The organism is Zhongshania guokunii, from assembly GCF_040892635.1.
Lineage (GTDB): Bacteria > Pseudomonadota > Gammaproteobacteria > Pseudomonadales > Spongiibacteraceae > Spongiibacter > Spongiibacter guokunii.
Window position 1 is genome coordinate 122311 of the sequence record NZ_JBFRYA010000013.1, and the last position, 20403, is coordinate 142713.

Below are 20403 nucleotides of genomic sequence, written 5' to 3' on the forward strand. Positions count from 1 at the left end.
GATAGTGTTAGAGGGGATAATAATTAAATGCGCATATCTCAGAGTTACTTAAAAAAGATCACGTTAGGTGCATCTTTAGCTAGTCTAAGTTATATACCAATGACTTCGTTGGCCGCGCCAATGCTCGAGGAAGTGATTGTTACGGGGCAGAAGCGCTCGGAGAGTACGCAGGATACTCCTGTTGCGATTACCGGTATGACTTCTGATTCGTTAGAAAAATTCGGTTTCGCGAGTGCAAATGATATTTCTGCACAAGTACCGAATATGCAGGTTAGCGGGCCTTTTGGTGAAGTACAACCGATCTTCGCTATTCGCGGAGTCAGTATGTCTGACTACAGCTCTAATCAGGCTAGCCCAATTGGTGTCTACTCCGACGAGTCGTATATGGGCGCCGTGTATACCCATGGTATGAACTTTTTTGATGTTGAGCGTCTTGAGGTATTGCGCGGCCCCCAAGGCACCCTATACGGCAAAAACACTACGGGTGGAGCTATAAACATCATAACAAAAACCCCAATGATTGATGACGGAACGCATGTAAATCTTAAGTTGGGCGCGGGAAATTATGATTCTCGAGTGGGCGATTTAGGTGTCGAGGGAACGCTAATTGACGAGACCTTGGCTGCTCGCCTTGCATATTCCTTCTCCCGAAATAGTGGTTATACAGAGAATCGGTTAGGCGGTCCAAATTTATCCTCTATTGATTTTCAGGCCTTGCGTTTAACGCTAAATTGGCAGATATCTGAGAATTTAAATAACGTTCTTAAATTAACCCATGGGCAAAATGATTCACTAGCCAATGCATCGAGAAACGAACCACGTGGAAATCTTGATGGTGGTGATGGCTTACTTGGCGTAGGCGGTATTGTGACGGGCTCTCTGGCCCAAGGTGACGACAGTAGTGGTTATATGGATAACACGGGTTATTCGGCGTCGTCGCAAAACCTCGGGCATCATGAGGTTGAAGATAACTTTACCGGTCCGTTAATAGTTAATTCGGATATGTTGGTAAACAAACTAGAGTTTATTGGCGATAGCCACACCCTCACAAGTATCTCGTCAATTAGCATTTCTGACTACGCTCAGCAGCAGAATACTGACGGCTCACCCGAAGAGCTGCTTGAGATACGTTGGGCGGTAGACACTACGGCGTTTAGTCAGGACTTGCGAATTTCGAGTAATTACGACGGCATGTTCAATTTCATTGGCGGTTTATATTACGCCGAAGAAGAAATGGATATGCATAATGAATACGCAATTTACGGCACACCGCCCGATGTTCGGGTTGCGGTAACGTATCCCGGTGCGACCGGGTTCTATCCATACCTGCTTGATTTTGGTCAGCTAGACCAGAAAATGATCACCGATAAAACAAGTTACGCCGCTTATACGCAGCTTCGTTTTGACGTAACCGCAGACTTTGGAATCGACTTTGGTATTCGCTATACCGTCGACGAAATTGACCTTGCCTACCTTAATATATCTAGAGAAGGTTACGATGGTAGCCCGCGCGGTACATATGTTCCTGGTAATACTAGTCGATATGACGAGCCCTTTGTACCGCTGAACCTTGGTGGCGATGCCGGTATTGCTGAAATCGATGTGTTTCTAGAAAATTTACTTAGTGGAGAAACAACGGTCGAGGATTTAGTTGCAACGGGTGAGGTTGGTTATACCCACGGACCGTATACCACAGACTCCTCGACGCCAATGTCGGCAAAGGAACAAGAATTTACCGGTAAGCTTGGTTTAGATTATCGTTTCAATGACGACTTCATGATGTACGCAAGTTATAGCAAGGGCTTCCGTTCCGGTAATTTTAATGGCGGTGTTTATTATCGTGAGCGCGATTTCGAAGATGCCTATGCGAGACCTGAGTACATAGATGCTTATGAAGTAGGTTTCAAATCTGATTTTTATGATCAGCGTGCTCGTGTTAATGCCGCAGCCTTTTTATACGATTATAAAGATCAGCAGTTTATCAACGTTGTTGGTGTATCCAACTTTTTGGAAAATGCCGGTGGCTCTACTATTGCAGGCTTAGAAGCTGAGATTATGTTTGCCGCTACAGAAAAGTTAATGTTGATGATGGGGCTTGGCTATCTTGATACCGAGTATACCGAGCTGACCTTGTCAGACACCCAAACCCTTAACAACCCAGATGACGAAGTTGACTTAGCTGGTAATGAGCTGATTTCGGCTCCTAAAGTCAGCGGTAATATCTCAATTGATTACGAGCTTTACAATGGCGATCGCGGCTATCTCAGTTGGAATGTTAATGCTAATTATCAGGATAAGCAGTGGTATAGCGCTTATAACGATAAAGGCGGATATGAAAATATCAAACAAGATGCCTATGCATTGGTGAATACTCGTATGACCTGGCGAGGAATTAATGAAGATTACTCGGTTTCAATCTGGGCGAAAAACCTTACAGACGAAGAGTATGATGGTTATGCGATCAATCTTCAGGCTGGGTTTGGGTTCGACTATTTCCAGGCAGGTCCGCCGCGTACCTTTGGTGTGGATGCGACCTATAAATTTTAATGAGCAATTTCGTTATAAATAATTATTTTACGGTCACATTATTTAATAAAATTTAAGTCGTAAATATTGCTTGGGGCATTTTCTACTTGTGCGACAAGGTTGGGGTACAAGTGGTTAATGCGGCCAAACAGCTTTACGAAGGAGAACGCTATGGGAAGTATTACTTTTATTGAGCACAATGGCACTGAACACATAGTAGATTTTGAGGCTGGGAAGTCCTTGATGCAAATTGCCTTGGATAATGGAATTCCAGGTATTGACGCTGATTGCGGTGGCGTGTGCGCCTGCGGTACCTGTCATGTAATTATTGAAGGTGGTGCTGTCAATATTACCGGCGGCGCGACCGAGGATGAATTACAAATGTTAGATCTGACTCCCGAGCGTAGTGAAACCTCCAGGCTTGCTTGCCAGATTATCACCACTGACGGGATGGATGGCATGGTTGCTCGCTTGCCTGAATTTCAGATGTAAAAAAGTACAAGAATAATACTCAACGAATAATGCGAAAAGGTGGAAAGACTATGAAAATTGTTGATTTGGTTGCTGAAAAGGGCGCCGCAAGCGTCCCGATGCACTTACAAATTAAAGCCGGTCATATGCTGTACAAGGCTAAAAATAAGCTAGGTATGTACACTAAATTCCCGGAGTTTGTAGAAGCACCTGTTCCTGAAGTGTCAACGCTGGCGATCGACGATATTGACGTTAGTAATCCATTTCTGTTTAAGCAAAATCGTTGGGAGTCGTATTTCAAGCGGTTGCGCGATGAATGCCCCGTTCATTATCAGAAAAAAAGTCCATTCGGTCCGTTCTGGTCAATTACGCGCTATGAAGACATTGTCTACGTAGATAAACATCACGACCTCTTTTCTGCCGAACCGTTTATCATTATTGGCGCTACGCCGAAAGAGCTCGCACTTGAGATGTTTATCGCGATGGATCCACCTAAGCACGATGTGCAGCGTCAAGCTGTGCAGGGTGTTGTGGCACCGAAGAATCTCAAAGAAATGGAGGGTCTGATTCGCAGTCGTACTCAAGAGGTCCTAGATCAGCTGCCGCTAGATACGCCGTTTGACTGGGTAGAGGATGTCTCTATCGAGCTGACTGCCAGAATGCTAGCAACACTGCTGGACTTCCCTTACGAGGAGCGTCGAAAACTTGTTTATTGGTCAGATTTGGCTGGCGGCGGTGCCGAGATGACTGGCGGCTCGACCAATACCGACGAGCTGTTCGAGGGCATGAGGGATATGGCCAAGCATTTTTCTCAACTTTGGCGCGTTAAAGAGGAAAAGATTGCTGCTGGTGGCGAAGTAGGTTTTGATCTGATCGGTATGTTACAGAATAATCCAGATACTAAGGATCTGATTAATAAGCCGATGGAGTTCCTTGGTAATTTAGTTCTCTTAATTGTTGGTGGTAATGACACCACCCGTAACTCGATGTCAGGTGGTGTTCTTGCCTTGAATCGCTTCCCTGACGAGTTTACTAAGCTGAAGAACGATCCTAGCTTGATTCCGAACATGGTGTCAGAAATTATCCGCTGGCAAACGCCGCTGGCGTATATGCGTCGTATCGCGAAGCAGGATGTAGAGCTAAATGGCAAAACCATCAAAAAGGGTGACAAGGTCGTAATGTGGTATGCCTCTGGCAACAGAGACGAGCGCGCGATTGAGCGGCCTGATGAGTTTATCGTGGATCGTAAAGGCGCACGTAACCACCTTTCCTTTGGCTTTGGCGTGCATCGCTGTATGGGTAATCGTCTTGCTGAGTTGCAGTTACGTATACTGTGGGAAGAATTGTTAGCGAGATTCGATAAAATCGAAGTGGTTGGCGAGCCCGAGTATGTGCAGTCTAACTTTGTAAAAGGCTATTCGAAGATGATGGTTAAACTTACATCGAAGTAGTTTAGAGTAGTGTTAGTCATACGGGGGAGCTTTCTGCTAATGTGTGTTAGCTTTCCCTTGTACTGTATTTAAATTAAATTTATTAGAGTTAATATTCTGGTTTTCTCGGCGTTTATAGCTGAGTAATTGACGATGCCTTTGCCCCTTCGGGGGCCTTTTTATGAAATAATTTTACGTTTATAGTACATATATAGTTAAATAATCGTCTATTTTGTAGTGCTTACCCTCGTTTATTCATGTTCTTAATTATAGCGAGCGCCGACTTTCTAGGTTGCCGTCAATTGCGATAAACTTCTGCGCCAGTATTTCCTTGAAGGCGATACTTTATTCATTAACCGACAATGAGGCATTCTGGATGATCGCGATATTTTTCCTTTATAACGCTGAATGCTACTTTTCCAATGCTTGTCGTTCCATCTTCATGCTAATAGAGGCGGTATAATTTATGCGGCGCGGAAAATCAGAAGAAAAATATGTTGATGTTCCGGGTGGAAGTATTTATGTCCGGATTTGGCATCCAGTAGAACCGCCAACGTCACCTCCAATCGTCCTGTTGCATGATTCGTTAGGCTGTGTAGCTCTGTGGCGAGAGTTTCCGGCTCAGCTTTCCCTTAGCCTTGGTCGCACAGTTGTCGCCTATGACCGGCTGGGGTTTGGTAGGTCCAGCGAACGCGTAGAACGACCATCGCGCAGATTCATTGACGAAGAAGCGGAAATTGTTTTCCCATCACTTTGTGCGTCTCTAGGCCTGGAAGCGGTGGTTCCATTTGGTCATAGTGTCGGCGGTGGTATGGCGATAGCAATTGCTGCTATTCACTCCCGAGTTAAGCTCTGCTCTAGTCTTATTGCCGAGTCTGCGCAGCCATTTATCGAAGAACAAACAATAAACGGGATCGAAGCTGCGAAGCAGTACTTCAGTAATCCGATCAATATGGGAAAACTTACCAAATACCATGGTAATAAAGCTCGCTGGGTCTTGGCTGCGTGGACTGAAACTTGGCTTGATCCTGAGTTCAGAGGTTGGAATCTAGGTTGCCATCTAAAGGAGGTGCAGTGTCCGGTGTTGGCAATTCATGGTGACAATGATGAATACGGATCAGTCGCGTTTCCCAATTTCATTGCGGGCTCTGCTTCAGGTCACTCCCTGGCCGTTATTATGGACAGAGTAGGTCATGTCCCGCACCATGAAGACCCAGTAAAGGTTATGGAAATAGTTAAAAGCTTCCTAGCAAAGGTCGATGGGGGTAGCTTTGTTACAGTCAGCTCCTAGTCTTCGTTTTTTGGTATTTTCCTGGCGTTATGAGACAGTCGGTAATCCCTTGGTGAGCAGTCACTCCAGCGTCGAAAGGCACGAGTAAAACTACTTGTGTCGGTGTAGCCTAAATGTGCAGCCAATTCATCTATTTTCATGTCGCTACTGATTAGAAGTTGGAATGCCATTTGTTTTCGCTCCTCCTCTACTAGGGCTCGAAAGCTGGTGCTTTCATTATCCAATTTGCGCCGGAGTGTGCGGCTAGATAGGTTTATTGCCGACGCAACATCGTCTAGCGACGCCATTAGCCCTAAGTCGCCTAAAATCTGATTCCTAACGCTATCGCGAATTCCGCCAGTTTGTCGCTGGCGCAATTGTCTTGCGCATTGATCGCTTAATAGTCTCGCTAGGTTGGCATCGTAAGTAGGCTGTGGTTTATCAATATATTTAATAGGAACGCGGATGGCGTTGCGCCTGCTTTGATAAAGTGGTTTAACTCCGCAGACCGACTCTATGTAGACTGAGTTTGTTGTATCCAAGGTAGTAAACTCGGTCTGCATAGTCTGAATTTCATTTAGGCTAAGTTCTTTGATGATTATGATGCTGGCGGCCATATCTCGTTCTAACAAGAACTCGCGGAGATGGCTGGGTATGGACTGCGGGTTCATGAGCAAACCAAAATAGCCGCCTTCCTCAAAGGCGTTAATCTCGCAATAAGCGGTGCTTAAAGGTAGAAAACGCAGTGCGGTGTTGAGGGCGTCCCTGAGGGTTCGACAGGTTCGCAATGAGAAACCCCAAATCCCGAAAGTGGCGATGTTGTAGCAAAGGCCAATTTTAAAGCCTAGTGCGGGTATATTGGGTAGTGCGAGCATGATGTTTTCAATGAGCCGCATTTCCTGTTCACGCTCTATGAGTACCGCGCCGTCGTTAAGGCTGTGCTCTGAAATGTCGGTCCCAAATAAGCAGGTTTCCGTATCTACACCGTGATTTTTCGCAAAATTTATCATCACTTTGCTTATAGCGACGGGACGACGGGTGCTCTGGGTATTTCCCATGTGAAAAGCCTGAGTTGGGTGGCGCTAATTTGTGGCCATAAGTACCGCGCGAAAGGACATAAGTGTCATGTTACTTTTAAAGGCGCCGCTGTACATTGAGTACTGTTAAATAATTCAATTTTCAATTATTACATGGTAATGACAATGCAGGAAGAGCTAAAGGACTTAAATAAGAAGGCTTTAGGTGCCGCGATAAGTTATATGGGTAAAGTTGCTTGGCCGACGATAGCGCTTACATTTCTTGTATGTAGTCTATTCGTACTATGTATAGTGCTTTTTGCAAATGATGTGATAACCGTTTGGTTGGCTACACCGCTTGTTAGTGTCCTAACCTATATGGCGTATACGCCCTTGCACGAAGCTGTCCACGGAAATATTCATGGTAGTAGGTCGAGGATGCGGTGGGTGAACGATGTTTGTGGCTATCTGGCTGCGCCCATTATCGGTGTTCCGTTTGCCTCCCATCGTCACGAGCATTTTACTCATCACCGTTATACCAACATTAAAGGAAAGGACCCGGATTATTTGATTAGCGAGATGGGTAAGGGGCCTTTTAGTGTGTTGCTGACGACCCTAAAGTTCTTCTATGCTCAGAATAGTTTCTTCGCGGAAAATAATTGGCACTCTGCCGATTTAAAAGAGCGTGTTGTTTACAGTGCTGAACTGTGTTTCTCGCTGGGGTGGCGTCTACTTGCTATCTTGCTTATTGATCAGCCTGGCATCTCTATTGTTGTTTTGGTGGGGTATTTCTTTGGCGGTCTCTTTACGGCTTATTGGTTTGCGTATCGGCCGCATTATCCGTATGACAATACTGAGCGCTACCAGAATACGAGTAGCCTCATTATGCCCCCGTGGATGCGTCCGATGGAATGGTTTTGGTTAGGCCAAAATATTCACTCAGTTCACCACCTATTTCCTCGGGTTCCCTTCTATCGCTATCACGCGCTGCATCGGGATATTGAGCCGATACTGCGTGCGCATGGTACGCCAATTCTTGGTATCTGGAGTCGGGCGCCGGTGACGAGGGGTTAGGACTGATTTTTATCGAGGCTTTCTTGCGTTGTTATTGCGGGTGAGCTTTCGAAGCATAAAAAACTCCTCTTAATGGCAAATAGAGAAGAATTGTGAGGTGCGTTCATGATTGGCCATCAAGGAAATCGAGGCCGTATCAAGCAAAATCCAGGCCGACGAACCGCGAAATAAGGAAGCCTCAGAAACTGATAATGACACTAGCGAAAACCTGCACTCAAAAACACACGAAATACAATAATTATGGACGCCAATATAGAGAGTACAAAAACCTCTACTCTCGCCACACACCTGACAGAACTACGCGATCGACTGATCCGTGTTCTAGCTGCGCTGCTAATATTCACCCTGTGCTTAATGCCATTTTCACAAGATATTTATAGCTTGGTCGCGGGCCCACTTCTGCAGTATTTACCTGAAGGTGGAAGCATGATCGCAACGGAGGTGACATCTACTTTCATGGCGCCTCTAAAACTTGTACTTTTCGCAGCACTCACGTTATCAATGCCCGTATTTTTATTCCAGCTTTGGAGGTTTATTTCACCCGGACTGTATCGGAATGAACAAAGTTTTGGGATGCCACTGCTAATATCGAGTGTTTTACTGTTCTACCTCGGGATCGCCTTTGCATTTTATGTCGTCTTTCCATTGGTATTTAGTTTTTTCAGCGGCGCGACACCTGAAGGTGTTTCTTATACACCCGATATTTCTTTATACCTTAACTGTTGATGGCCATCTTCGAAGAATTACTTTATCAAGTAATTCTTCGAATACGTCATTGAAATTCTCCCGAGCTTTAATAATTGCATCCTTTTAAATGTCGCTCACTTTGCCCTGTCCTGCGCTAACATCAAATATAGTCCTCCCTAAATGCGTTAAATTCGAGACTGCACTTTCATGCTTCCTGATAGCATTCTTGAGTGCTCTCTCACCATAGGTGTGGTGTATAGCTTCCAGAATAGCTGACGACCTCATTGTTATGTTTTTGTCGGGTGCGCTATAACGGCTGGGCAAGTATGGGCGCCTTTCCCCTTAGCACCTTCAGCTGTTCAAATACTTCCACTACCACACTTGATAGCCTATAGAGCTAGGGGCAGCTATCTGCGAGGTAAATGTGTAGGTTAATGCGGATTGGATATTGCAAAATAATAATGCAGGCTAAATGATTAGGAAAAAATTCCGTGTTCAATTCTGCCAATCAACGTCAAGACATCATCTACGCCCGCCTTGGTTTTTGCATGCAATGCTGGAGTGGCTTCATTAAACAGAGACACGGCAGTAGTTAACCATATTAGAGTAGCGCCTATGTCTTCATCCATCAGCTGATAGGCCGCATTTATAACACGAGTGTAACTGATTTCACACAAGTCCAGCCCGCAAAACTCCGCTACACTAATTAACTCTTGTTCTGTCATACCGCACTCCACCCCCCGAAATATAGAGGGGAATTATTGGCGATAACAGCGGTCGCCAAAACTTCAAATCCCATACTTTCTCAATAGCGTTGCAATACTTTCAGCTTTCCAATAGAAAACCAGCGGGATAGATATCGCCGCCATCACTAAGCCGATGACCAAAAATGCATTCAACATAACAACCCCCTCAACTAATTCAAGAAATGTCAGGCTTACGGTAGCGGAGAAAAATGTCCTGCCGCACTTCATCCGCCGTAACCTCACCATTAATGATTCGAGTCATCTGGGCGCGTAATTCATCTGAAACACGATGCCCGCTAATTGCCATTGAGCCAACGATTTGAGCGACACGAAATTCAGTTGTAAGTTTTAATTTTACTCATGACTAAATCCTAGCACGGCGAAAACATGCTCTCCAGCGAATCTCATAGACCCACTACACGCTCAACTAAGGTCCGACACACGACCATACCGCATATCGGAATACTACACCAAAGAAAGATAATTAAGGCAGAAGAAAATTATTTATTTGACATTAATCAGTGACGACACAAAAATACGATTGTTATTACCTTAAATAAATATTTCGAGAACCCTTAGAATTAGCACTTCTTTAAGAGATTTCATCTTTAAAAATACCCGGCGCGGGTATAAATTTTGAGAATTTCACATAAAATACAAATTTAAATTGACAAAATATTGGAATATTGGAATATTGATTTTATCATCACGAGGCCGCAAACCTCTTAAAACAAATTGCATTTAATCGACTAACTGTAGTCATCCTAAGTAGGCGCTCGTAGTGACGCCGCAGGCAATGCCATCGAAATGTGTACGTATTGCATTCAGGGCACTACCTACCCGAAAACTCCTATTTCTTAGTCAATTGGGAGTGGCAATTCTTGATTTCATTAGCCGACGCCTGCATTCCTAGGCCTGTTCTACTAGATTGCCGTATCGACTCTGCCTACTTCGCGAGCCATCTAGCTAACCAAGATGATTCGCCGGCTCTCGAGCCGTAATCATCAAAAACTATTTGGTCAGCTTAATAGATAGCCTAGCCTGCCAAGCATTAAACCAATAGTTAACATCGCTTCCAGACCTACTTTGGAAAGTTGCTCCTATAATTTAATTTCATATCGACTGTCATTTTGTTGAGGGCAATCGACTGAGCGAATGAGTTGACCTCGATCCAGCTAATTAACGAATCTTTCTAGCTAAGATTCTGAAAATTATCTTATTCAATCCCTTTTATGGATCAAGTCAACGCGCCTCCTCCGCGCCAACTATTGCATCGATTAGCTATTAAACAACTATTTTTGTGACCGGTAAAATGCTCACAAGACGTCCTATGGCCCTCTTTTCCCCGCCGCCTGCCATGGAATAATTAGCACCACTATATAAATTGAGCGGGGTATTAGATGAGGATTTGAAATGAAAGCAAATGAATACGCTTCTGGCGAAGTATATGATTATGAGTCAGTGAATTTTATTGAGCTCGAGAAAACAGACCTTGGAATTCCTTTCGCATACCTTTTTCCGCAAAGTTCCTTGGTCATCCATCTCAATGAGGACTGGATTTCAACCGATGATGAAGATGTAGGCTCTCGGGTACGGAAAAAATTCGCAGATGAATTGAAGTGCATATGTAACGTTGCTATAGAAAAATTCTATCCGGGAATCGATGCGAGCGTGTCTATTCGAAACTTGACTGCCAAGAATTCTAAGATAAGTCGAAACCAGAGAACGACTTTATTTTTAGTTGGTCCTGATAAGACTCGAGAGATATCGGAGAAGCTATCTCATGTCACTGGATTTGTCTGCGCCAGAGCTCAACAAAGCCAACCGGACTTGTTTATCAAAGATGATTTTCCAGAACTTTTGGCGCCGGTAACAGAATTTCTTGAAGGCCAAATTAACGGGCTACGTAAAAATTTGTCCGGTGTAAAAATTAACCATCCTTTTGGTGTGGAAATTTTCGGCTCCACCCCAGTAATTACTGGATTTTCTGGTGAGTTTGACTCGTTCGAATTTGAGATTCCGCCGGCGGAAGAAGTTTGCGGTATAGCGTCTATCGACGGATTTCGCGAATTTCATAACACGGTATACTTAACAATTATCGATTGCGATGAAATTTCAGAGGCGTCCAAGAACTTTGCGGTTCAAGACACTACTCTTCTTAAAAAGATCATGGAGGCTAAGTATTATGACAAGAAAATTCGCTATATCGCCGATAAAGTTTTCGATAACCGCCCCGACAAGCCGACCTTCATCCTCAAAGGCATAGAGATTCTTGGCTAAACGTAGGTCCTAAGGGAAATTATGATAGTGGCCGTCAACTGACTGCCACTATTTCACTATCACCACCAGAACCCCAGACCAGCATTATCGAAACTGCCAGAAAACCCACCGCCATTTCATAAGAGTTTCTTACAACCCCTTCACCGGTGGGCCCAAGGATTATCGCTCCATAGTCATAAATACCACCTCGTAGTTCTTCAACAGGGCGTTTGAATACATCGAGTTGCACACTTTTTCCAGACTCAAAGACGCTTTCAATCGTTTTTACTTGGAACCCCTGTTCAACAAGAAAACTGGTTACAACCGGGTCATCTTTAGTTGCATACACATCATAGCGATTGCTTTCTATGCCAAGTATATCAAACGTGTGCTTTACGATTTTACAGTGACGATCATGACTCATTTTTAACTGTCTATTCATTCCAAGCAAGAGTGGTAATTCGTCAGCAACAGGGCAGCCTACGACTGGAAACGTCTCAAATTTCTCAGCTAGCTCTATAAAACGAATCCATGCAGACTCGCTAATATAGTGCAGAATCGCATTAGGTGCTGAGTCCCCTTTAAACCATGCGTTTTCGCCACGCTTTTTGAATCGCATTATCTCGTTCGCTTTGTCAAAACTCGCTTGGACTGAACATACAAAGTCAGGATGCAGTGCGACTAGCTTCCCTGCACTTTGGTAAGACCTCCCTTGGGCAACCAGCCGCAGCAACTTGAAAATCAATAATAGTGTTGGCTTTTGAAATGAAATATCAGGAACCTGCGGAAGCTTCTCTATATGAATTCGATCAAATTCCGCCGTATTAACAATACCATTGATAACTAGTGCTCGCTCAGTTCTGACGGGCGTAAGTGAATCGGCCCACTCGGTCATGAGGTGATTGTAATTTTTAAGGCCAGAAGAAGCGCCACTGTGTCCCATTAATCGTGCCAAGCCTATCGATGACCTAATTGACCTGCTTTGATGTCTTCCCAACACCGTTCCCAACAATGTATTCGTATCGATGTTTTTGCAAAGTTTACTCCCTATGGAGGTTTCAAAGCCAAGCAGTATTGGGGCAATGTGATTGTAGAACGCATGACGACAATGATGGGGGGTTAAGGTCTTGCTTCCAGTAACCGCCCGCAAAATAATGATAAGCGTTTCCTGAATTTCACGGCATGCTGCCCATTGATCTACCCGGCCGCCACGTACCTCACAAAGAATAGGGGCATTCTTTTCTGTCCCTGCAATACTGTCGTAGTTCGCCAGCACTTTTTCGATGAGCTCTATTTCATGCTGCGTCAGATTGAATAGCAGCGGTACAGCGCGTCGACTGCTTTTTCGCTTCAGCTGGCGAATTCGATTATCTCGAATAAGCACCCAAGTAAAACCCTGCCATTGACACCAATCCTGGCGGCGCAATCCCAAGGCTTCATTTCCTCTTAGCCCAAAGCGGAAGGTAAGTAAAAGCACAAACCCCAGAAATAATGCAAGTTGGCTATCTCTGCCATAAGCTGCGCGGATATATTCTTGGCAAACTAAATACTCTTTCTCCGACATGCAGCCGGGACTTACACTTCGGTGGTTATCTTCAGTATCTATTTCAGACCAATCTGTATTTTTTACCCCAAGTTTCACAGCCCAGCGATGGAACGCCTTTAAGCGCTTGCCAAAATATCCGACTTCCCTTCCACGATCTCTGCGGGATTCCACCATATCATGATAGAGATCGGTAATCGCATCGGAATCCATTGAGAGTAGGTCACAGGAATAGGCTAAGCCCTGAAAAGCCAGCCTTAGACAGCTGAAGTAATCTTGTACGCTACTCATGGCGTAAGGCACATGGTGCTTACCCCGGCCCTTTCCTTTTTCTATGACGTGGCTTATCCAGTAGGCCACCATCAGGATTGACGTACTTACTTTCCCTCGGTAAGTATGACAAGAATTTTGGATTTCTTTAGCGATTTTTTTTGCCTTTTTCTTCTCATAGTTACTAAGAATGTTTGTCACTTCATTGTATAACCCCTTTGCATTGTCTTGGAGAACTTGGGCGTCGCTCTCAATCGCCACTCTCTGATTAAACCTAAAGTCTTGAAATACGCCCGAGTTTGGTTCCAGATTTGGCAGCGTGATGCATATCCCGTGCTGAAGCCTGAATACTTCTTGCCAGTTTAGGCTAGTCGGCGGCATCCTTTCGCTGAGCGCGCCAGCCACCACGCCAGGAAGCTCTATAAGGTTAGCTTGCCCGATGATTTTGGTAAGCCGCGTCAAAATTTCCTTCACGGAAATCCCTTCTTTCTCCACGTCTGGCGAAATGTACGTTGCTAGCGCATGTAGTTCCGGCGGAATTGGCAGAGAGCTTAGGTCTGCTAGCCGTGAATTTGTACAACCGAAATAAAGCAGGGATGCTGTTTTATAACTAATTTCATGCCGCTGGACCGGTGCATCAAAATCACTTGTATCCCATTCTTCACTGTATTCAATAAAGTATTTCTTCTTATGTTGGATAAGCCGGAAGTTCCGCCCGTTAAGTACATCCAGTAGCATGCCGCGGTAGCTTAGCCTTTTATCGATGCATAGCAGTATCGTCCCGACAACCAACGCCGTAGTTTTACTTACCTGCCCCTTCTGAATGGTGTTCGTCGTGTGCTCTGCCCACTGTTTTGCGTTCCCGTAACAATCCAAATCTGAAGGCAAACTTCCCGCAATTAGATTTCGCTCTTCTTCCCGCTTAAGGATTTTTTTCCTAATAGAGCGTGTATGCTTACTGTCTCTTGATTTCAGAAATTGCTCAAGAACACGAAATCGAATACCGGCGTCGAGATGAGGCAGTCCATTTTCTCGCTTCAGCATACGATTCCCGAGCTTTTCGATCTCCGTAGGATTTAGATCCTCAAGCTCCTGCTCGCCAATAAACAGCTTAATTTCCTGCTGTGCAATTTTCCGGGCTTTTCTATACCTCTGGCGTCGGTATAGGGTTCTTTCTTTTAAGCCATAAATACTCGGCTCAATATAGCTCCGTTCTTTTGTCGTTGAACCTAGGTAACTAGGTAACGCTGCTGGCGCACCTATAACATCAAAACCAAGCGAGTCATAAATGGCGTTATATGCTAGGCGGTACTGATCCGCATCATTTATCCAACACCTAGGTGAGTAGTCCCCGTAGGCTGCACCGCCCCTTTCTGAGTGCCCCATCCAACCATCGATAACGTCGCAGGGCACCCCAGCGCGGGCGAGTCGCTGCGAATATCGGTGCCGAAACAGGTTTGGTGGAAGTGACCAGCCCACAATGGGCAAGCCGAGCAGGTCGCCGTCAGATGTTTGATGCCAACTAAGTTGCTCGTCCAAGAAGAAAAACAGCGGAAGCTCACCATCCTTACGCTCCAGCAAAGCTAGTAATTTTCCAGCCAGCTCAGGGCGCAGGGCTTCTAGATCTTTTTGAAGTCGCGCAAGGTAATCAAGGTAAGCGGCCAGTAGCTTGGCCAATTGCTTGGGAAGCGGCACTATCCGCCCATTGTGACGAGCACCATCCGATTTATCATTAATGTATGCACAAAGAAGTTTAAAATTGAAGTGGTCGAGTAGTTCAAAAGGTGATTTCAAGTACCTGCTAGCAGTACCCGCATACAGCGCCAGCAAGCAATACTGAGTATACCGATTATGAAAGCTAACGAGATCCTGATCACCAGCTAACAAGGATTTTGCTTCAGTAATACCTTGAGATAGTACTGATTCAATCGGGGCTAGCAAACTGCCAAGCATCAAGGTCGCTAAGTCGACATTGTCTGTGACCACGGGCAAATCGAGCCCTTTAGCAATGGTGCTTACATCCCAATTAGCATAACCACATGCTGCAGGTAATCCACTTTGCGGCAATGCGGTGACGATTCGAGCAAGATTATGGTCGCCAGTATTTTCGAAAACTCGCTGCGCTGCTACTTGGGCCAGTTTCCCGCTAGTCACCCTTGGAAACTGCTCTTTCGCTACCCCATCAAACCATGTAGTAATTTTCGTAGCAGGGTTAACTTTATTCCATAGACTACCTAAAGTAGCTTTGCTTGGGGGTTGCTCTCTGGTGACCCGTCTCAAAGCAGATGTAATGTCTTGCGGGAGCGCTAAGCGGATGATTTCCGAATATGGGTGCACCTCCGTTTGTTCCTGCGGAGATTGTGGACGCCAAGCACTATGTCGACGCGGCGATCGCCGTTGAATATGGCGATAATCAGGCGTAATTCGCCAGTCGTCCCCAACAGTCGCATCGATTTCAATCCTTTGAGCATGGTAAAGCGAGCGCCCGACAAGAGCCCCAATTTTTGCTATTGCGGCGCCAAGGGACTGGACTAGTTCCTTGGCGCTGACTGTGTTTTCCAGCCATGCCTCAAACTGAAGCAATTCCGGCGGCAAGAGCTTATCCCAACTCCAGGGCAAATATTGAGATTCCTCGGCGGAATAGAGAAAGACAGACCGAGAAGTAAGTGCTTGCTCCTCATCAGTGTCCGATGAATCAACTTCCACGAGCGTGTCGTCAGATTCATCCTCGTCATTGTCTGCCACGCTTGGGAGGTTTTGTATTGCCGGCAGTTCCGGGTCCAGGAGACCTAACGGCAGGCCTTCAGTCCTGGCTGAACCTAACTGCGGATAGATGCCTGGGGAATCGACGTCCACCGAAATTGGTAATGGGCTGCAATAACCCCTGGCGATAGGAGAGATCGCGCCAAGGAATCGCTTGTCAGAATCATCGGCGTGCGCGGCAAGCCCAGATGCAGCCTTTTCTATCGCATAATTGAACCACTGAAACGTGTTTGGAAAGCCTTGAGTTTCATGCCGAGCGCGGGTGAGCAATTCATCGATCTTCTCCCACTTTGGATCAATCCTGTCTAGGGTAATATGGCGTGCCGCCCAGCTGATATTGCTATCAGAGATACAGCCTTCCTCGGCAACGCGAATAGCTGCCTGAAGAATTAACCAAAGTCGAAACCTTTGGCGGCTCTCGGCGATTTTGTCCTGATCGCTATGGGAGCGGGGGTTCACGATCATAGCAAGGAGGTAATATCTGGAAGTCAGTGGGGAAAACTCAGACTTCGTGCCTTTTGCAGATTTACCTTTATGAGAAATGGGCGAGTCAGCTTTGGGGATATGCTCGCTAGTATTACTCAGTGTCTCGGAAAATTCCCGCAGGCGAGATACTATCGGTTTGTCTGCCCACTCTGATAGTATAGGCTCGGAGATCGGCTGGGCGAACTCACTAGCAAAATTGTGTATTACTCGAGGATCTTCAGGCCTACCAAGGCAAAAATAAGCGACCTCCAGCTCATCGTGAAAGCCGGTCTTGATTGCCCAATCAGATATGCCTTCATAGCGTGATGGCAGCCTGAAGGTCACGGGCTTCTCGTCGATCTTGTGCCAATCCTGAGTGTCTTCTTTCAACTTTGAACGCTCTTATTTCCATTGAGCAAAACTCCCAAAAACACTTATAGCACAGCTTAGAACGTCAAAAAAGATCATTTTAATACATTTTTTATGTACTATAATAATCATTCTCATAACCTCCTGCCCCCGCTACCAAATAAAAGAACGGCAAATCAGTTACTTACTGGCTTGCCGTTTTTTTTCGTCTGTTGGTTTTTATAGCCTGTGACGCTCTGTGACGGTTTCTGTGACGGTTTTGAAAATCGAGAGGCTGGAAGCGGGTTCATAAATGACCTTCAGGCAACCCTGAGCTCGAAATGTCGCGGGTTCAAAAGGCTGGCTCTACAACATAATCGGGGGACGGCACTCAAGTAACCAAGAACCGCGGGCTCTACCCCATTATCGGGGGATAGCACTCATCAAACCCTGTTAATCACTCCGTCCCACCCGCAGTGGGCCAGCACTCTCATCCTGTAATTTTCAAAGTTTCTAAAACCATACGCTCGTCGTGTCATCATTTCCATTTTGTTGTGGAAGCCCTCAGTTATTCCGTTACTTTTACTAAATCGCCACATGGCCACAATGGGCTTCAACCAGGAGCGCAATGTGTTAGCTAGCGCTCGTAGCGGGCTCTCAGCTAGCTCATCAAGCAATTTCATGAATACCGGCAACTTGATGCTGGCTTTCTTGCGCGTCAGGGTCTTGAGCAACACAAATCGGATTAATCGTTGCTTGGCCACATACAGTGCTTGCAGCACTGGGTACTCAGCCAAATACTGCATAAGGTTGGCGTGCTGCTCATCCCGCAAATTCCATTGATGGCGACGCATTAAACTGATCAAACCGCGGTTCTTTCTGCCCTCAGGATCATGCTGCTTCCAGACACTTAAAAAGTGCTGGTTAATAAGCCTGACCACATGGAATCGGTCAGCCACGATCGCGGCATTGGGAAAGTAGCGGCGGGCAATGCTGCGGTACGTTTCCGAGAGATCCATCACCACAACCTGAACGCGCTCTCGTCCCTCAAGGGCCTTTAAATAGCGGCGCAAACTCAATTCTGATCGTCCTAGTTGGACATCAAACACTTTGTGATTCTTGAGGTCGGTAAGCGTGGTCGCATAACCCTTTTTACGGGTAAAGAAATGCTCATCTATCCCTAATACGCGAGGGCAATATCGGCGATCCCCCTCGGAACGCTTTTGCTTAATATGGTGCTGATACCAACGCTCTACCGTCGCTGGGCTGATTTGATGGGTTCGAGACAACTTGCGCTGCGTTACACCGCCATCGTGGGCTTCGAACACTTCCAGTCGATAGGCTTCTGAAGCGCGAAAACGCGGACGAATACCGGTAAAGGCGTGACGAAAATAGCGCTTACACTCCTGGCAATGGTACTTGGGTACTCGAAGGTGCAAGGTCATCACTTGATTCCCCTGACGAGTGTGCTTCACCGTCCTGAGATGCGTGGCTTTAATCCTCAGGCCATTGCCCTGACAATGCTTACAAGGCGGCCTGTGCACAGGCTTTGCCCAGACTTCGATCCCTTTCCTGCGGACTACCCGTTCAATCTCAAGGCCAGGTATGCCTATAATTCTTCCTGCGTGGGACATCGGTATTCTCCATCAAACTGTTTCTTCGCAAATTCAGTTTAATGAATGCCGGTGTCCCCCGTTAATGATGAAGAGCCCTATAACTTATTGCCGTACTCATGATTAGCCGCCTATGGATATTTAGCTCCAGTGAATAACACACCGTAGGGTGGGAAGCACCCCGTTTTCAGTAAAGTCTTGAAAACTCATAGGGCCGGACTCGCCAAAAGCGGACATTAACCAATGTCGACCCTATCCAAACAATGCCATATTATGCGAAATAGTTGCATCCATGCTGTAAAGTGTAAAGCGACTGAATCTGATCTAGAAAGATATTCTGACCACCATAACTCGGATGTCGAACCTTGAAAACTTCACAACGGTTCCCAAATTTAATCGCTGCCTTTTCGGCATCATTTCCTATCGCGACCAACCGTCTTGGCCTTAGAAAATCAACGAGAATCTCCAGTATTTCTTCTCCAGCCTTTCTTTCAGTTGAATTATGAGCGCGATTGCTAAAGGGAGAACCGGCTTCAAATGGGTGAAGCGGAAACACATTCCATAAAAAAACAGGGGACGCAATTTGAGATAGAACACTCCATATAACTGCCGCAGTACGCTCAGGTACTGCATCACCTTTTGTCAGCCTACTATAATCAAGTTGCCATCTGCCTACGTGATTACAATAATGAATATCGTCAGTTAACGCGAGCCCAGTCCGTCGACCTCCTCTATATCCCAAATCTCGACCTATCCATATTGCATCAACCTCCATCTGACTTGCAGCTTCTAACATTTTTCTTAAAATTGCTCGCCGTCTGTTTGGGGCATCAAAATAGTCATAAATTTCACAGCGATCTGAATACGGATTAAATGTGTTTTCGAACTTTAAATTGACTAATTCTTTTACAAAGCATTCAGCTTTCATTATTCTCTCCTATTAGGCGGTATCTCAGGGATCTTTCATCACGATTCCCAACCACTATTCCGCCATTATTTTCTTTCATCTTTCTAAATACTTCATAACCCTGAAGAATGGCGTTCTCCCATAATTTAAGGGGGCATCTTTCCACTTCATAACCTTGAACAAACTTTTGAATGGTCTTTAAAACATCGAAAGATACACCATCATGCCCTTCAAAATTATCGAGTCCTTGTGCATATGAAAATAGCCAAGCAGTTAGCCCCTCTTCGACAACTATTGCACGCCCCCCATCTTGGTCTCTATCTGTAGCAGGATCACTCTTCCTCTTTTGCTTAATTAGCGATCTAAAAGTCGGTGACCAATGCAGAACTGCGGCATGGGCCATATGAAAGACATCATGAAAACGATAACCGTCGGGTTTGCTTATATTGTCAGTTAGAGGATCGCCGATAAAGACACCATTCCACTTAAGATAGCTCAGTCCACTTTTTCTCTGAGTAATGTGAATTTCAAAATGCCTTGGTAGCTGTTCATCTACAGGAAATGCTTCGTCAAAATCCTCAAGTTTGCTTCGATCAGGCTCAGAAAATCTACCAAGCGTCTTATTTAAATTATCATCAACTACTTTGCGAAATTCTAGGCCTGTTAATTCAAGTGCAGAACCGTATAAGCTGGCAACATTTAGCACCTCATTCTTTAGAAGACCGACATTTTCTTTCGCCCTAAGTAACTCGGTAACAGTACAGCCAAGATCAATTAAGGCAGCGTCAAGCTCTTTTGAAACAGTTGACTTAGATCCCAAAGCATTTAAAGTGTTTTTATCATCAGTTTCCACCGCGAAAACGCTCTCTATATCAATATCTAAACGACGACACATGAATAGCCCCTATCACTGTAGACACTCCGCATGGTAAAAATTAACCATCGGAGGAAGTATGAATCAACGTCGTAAATTTACTGAAGACTTTAAGCAAGAGGCAGCCGCTCAAGTCATTGA

General features: G+C 45.4%; 14 protein-coding genes. 7 read left to right on the plus strand and 7 right to left on the minus strand.

The window, feature by feature from the left end; translation table 11 throughout:
- Positions 1 to 99 precede the first annotated feature (99 nt).
- From AB4876_RS14630 to AB4876_RS14645, 4 genes are all read left to right on the plus strand, one after another.
- Positions 100 to 2547 carry a TonB-dependent receptor gene (locus AB4876_RS14630; protein WP_008251348.1) on the plus strand — a complete coding sequence of 816 codons (2448 nt, stop codon included), beginning with the start codon at positions 100 to 102 and terminating at the stop codon, positions 2545 to 2547.
- 150 nt (positions 2548 to 2697) lie between these two features.
- A complete protein-coding gene (locus AB4876_RS14635; RefSeq protein WP_008251347.1) occupies positions 2698 to 3018 on the plus strand; it encodes a 2Fe-2S iron-sulfur cluster-binding protein in 321 nt (106 codons plus the stop codon).
- A 50-nt stretch (positions 3019 to 3068) separates the two neighbouring features.
- Positions 3069 to 4448: a cytochrome P450 gene (locus AB4876_RS14640; protein ID WP_368382511.1), complete on the plus strand. Its 1380-nt coding sequence runs from the start codon at positions 3069 to 3071 to the stop codon at positions 4446 to 4448.
- Between the two features lie 445 nt (positions 4449 to 4893).
- Positions 4894 to 5718, plus strand: coding sequence for an alpha/beta fold hydrolase (locus tag AB4876_RS14645; protein WP_103683262.1), 825 nt, complete (start codon positions 4894 to 4896; stop codon positions 5716 to 5718).
- On the opposite strand, the gene AB4876_RS14650 is transcribed toward AB4876_RS14645, so the two are convergent.
- Positions 5715 to 6755 carry an AraC family transcriptional regulator gene (locus tag AB4876_RS14650; RefSeq protein ID WP_103683261.1) on the minus strand — a complete coding sequence of 347 codons (1041 nt, stop codon included), beginning with the start codon at positions 6753 to 6755 and terminating at the stop codon, positions 5715 to 5717. The genes AB4876_RS14645 and AB4876_RS14650 overlap by 4 nt on opposite strands.
- A 201-nt stretch (positions 6756 to 6956) precedes the next feature.
- Between AB4876_RS14650 and AB4876_RS14655 the strand changes: the two genes are divergently transcribed.
- Positions 6957 to 7787, plus strand: coding sequence for a fatty acid desaturase family protein (locus tag AB4876_RS14655; protein ID WP_268818572.1), 831 nt, complete (start codon positions 6957 to 6959; stop codon positions 7785 to 7787).
- 240 nt (positions 7788 to 8027) lie between these two features.
- The gene (gene tatC / locus AB4876_RS14660) at positions 8028 to 8513 is read left to right on the plus strand and encodes a twin-arginine translocase subunit TatC (protein WP_368382512.1); all 486 of its coding nucleotides are present in this window, start codon (positions 8028 to 8030) and stop codon (positions 8511 to 8513) included.
- Positions 8514 to 8950: 437 nt separating this feature from the next.
- Here the strand turns inward: tatC and AB4876_RS14665 are convergent, their stop codons facing one another.
- Both AB4876_RS14665 and AB4876_RS14670 read right to left on the minus strand, forming a co-directional pair.
- Entirely contained in the window at positions 8951 to 9199 is a 249-nt protein-coding gene (locus AB4876_RS14665; protein ID WP_368382513.1) for an antitoxin Xre/MbcA/ParS toxin-binding domain-containing protein, read from the minus strand.
- A 196-nt stretch (positions 9200 to 9395) separates the two neighbouring features.
- Positions 9396 to 9539: an antitoxin VbhA family protein gene (locus AB4876_RS14670; protein WP_368382519.1), complete on the minus strand. Its 144-nt coding sequence runs from the start codon at positions 9537 to 9539 to the stop codon at positions 9396 to 9398.
- A 1094-nt stretch (positions 9540 to 10633) separates the two neighbouring features.
- Between AB4876_RS14670 and AB4876_RS14675 the strand changes: the two genes are divergently transcribed.
- Entirely contained in the window at positions 10634 to 11500 is an 867-nt protein-coding gene (locus tag AB4876_RS14675) for a hypothetical protein (protein WP_159269959.1), read from the plus strand.
- A 34-nt stretch (positions 11501 to 11534) separates the two neighbouring features.
- Here AB4876_RS14675 and AB4876_RS14680 read toward each other — a convergent pair whose 3' ends face one another.
- The 4 genes from AB4876_RS14680 to AB4876_RS14695 form a co-directional block, all read right to left on the minus strand.
- Complete coding sequence (locus AB4876_RS14680; protein ID WP_368382514.1) at positions 11535 to 16910, minus strand: hypothetical protein; 5376 nt, start codon at positions 16908 to 16910, stop codon at positions 11535 to 11537.
- Between the two features lie 401 nt (positions 16911 to 17311).
- Positions 17312 to 18502, minus strand: a complete 1191-nt coding sequence (locus AB4876_RS14685; RefSeq protein ID WP_062382734.1) for an ISL3 family transposase — start codon at positions 18500 to 18502, stop codon at positions 17312 to 17314.
- A gap of 250 nt (positions 18503 to 18752) precedes the next feature.
- Positions 18753 to 19409: a uracil-DNA glycosylase gene (locus AB4876_RS14690; protein WP_368382515.1), complete on the minus strand. Its 657-nt coding sequence runs from the start codon at positions 19407 to 19409 to the stop codon at positions 18753 to 18755.
- Entirely contained in the window at positions 19399 to 20283 is an 885-nt protein-coding gene (locus tag AB4876_RS14695) for a MazG C-terminal domain-containing protein (protein ID WP_368382516.1), read from the minus strand. Before AB4876_RS14695 ends, AB4876_RS14690 begins: the two co-directional genes overlap by 11 nt.
- Positions 20284 to 20403 lie beyond the last annotated feature (120 nt).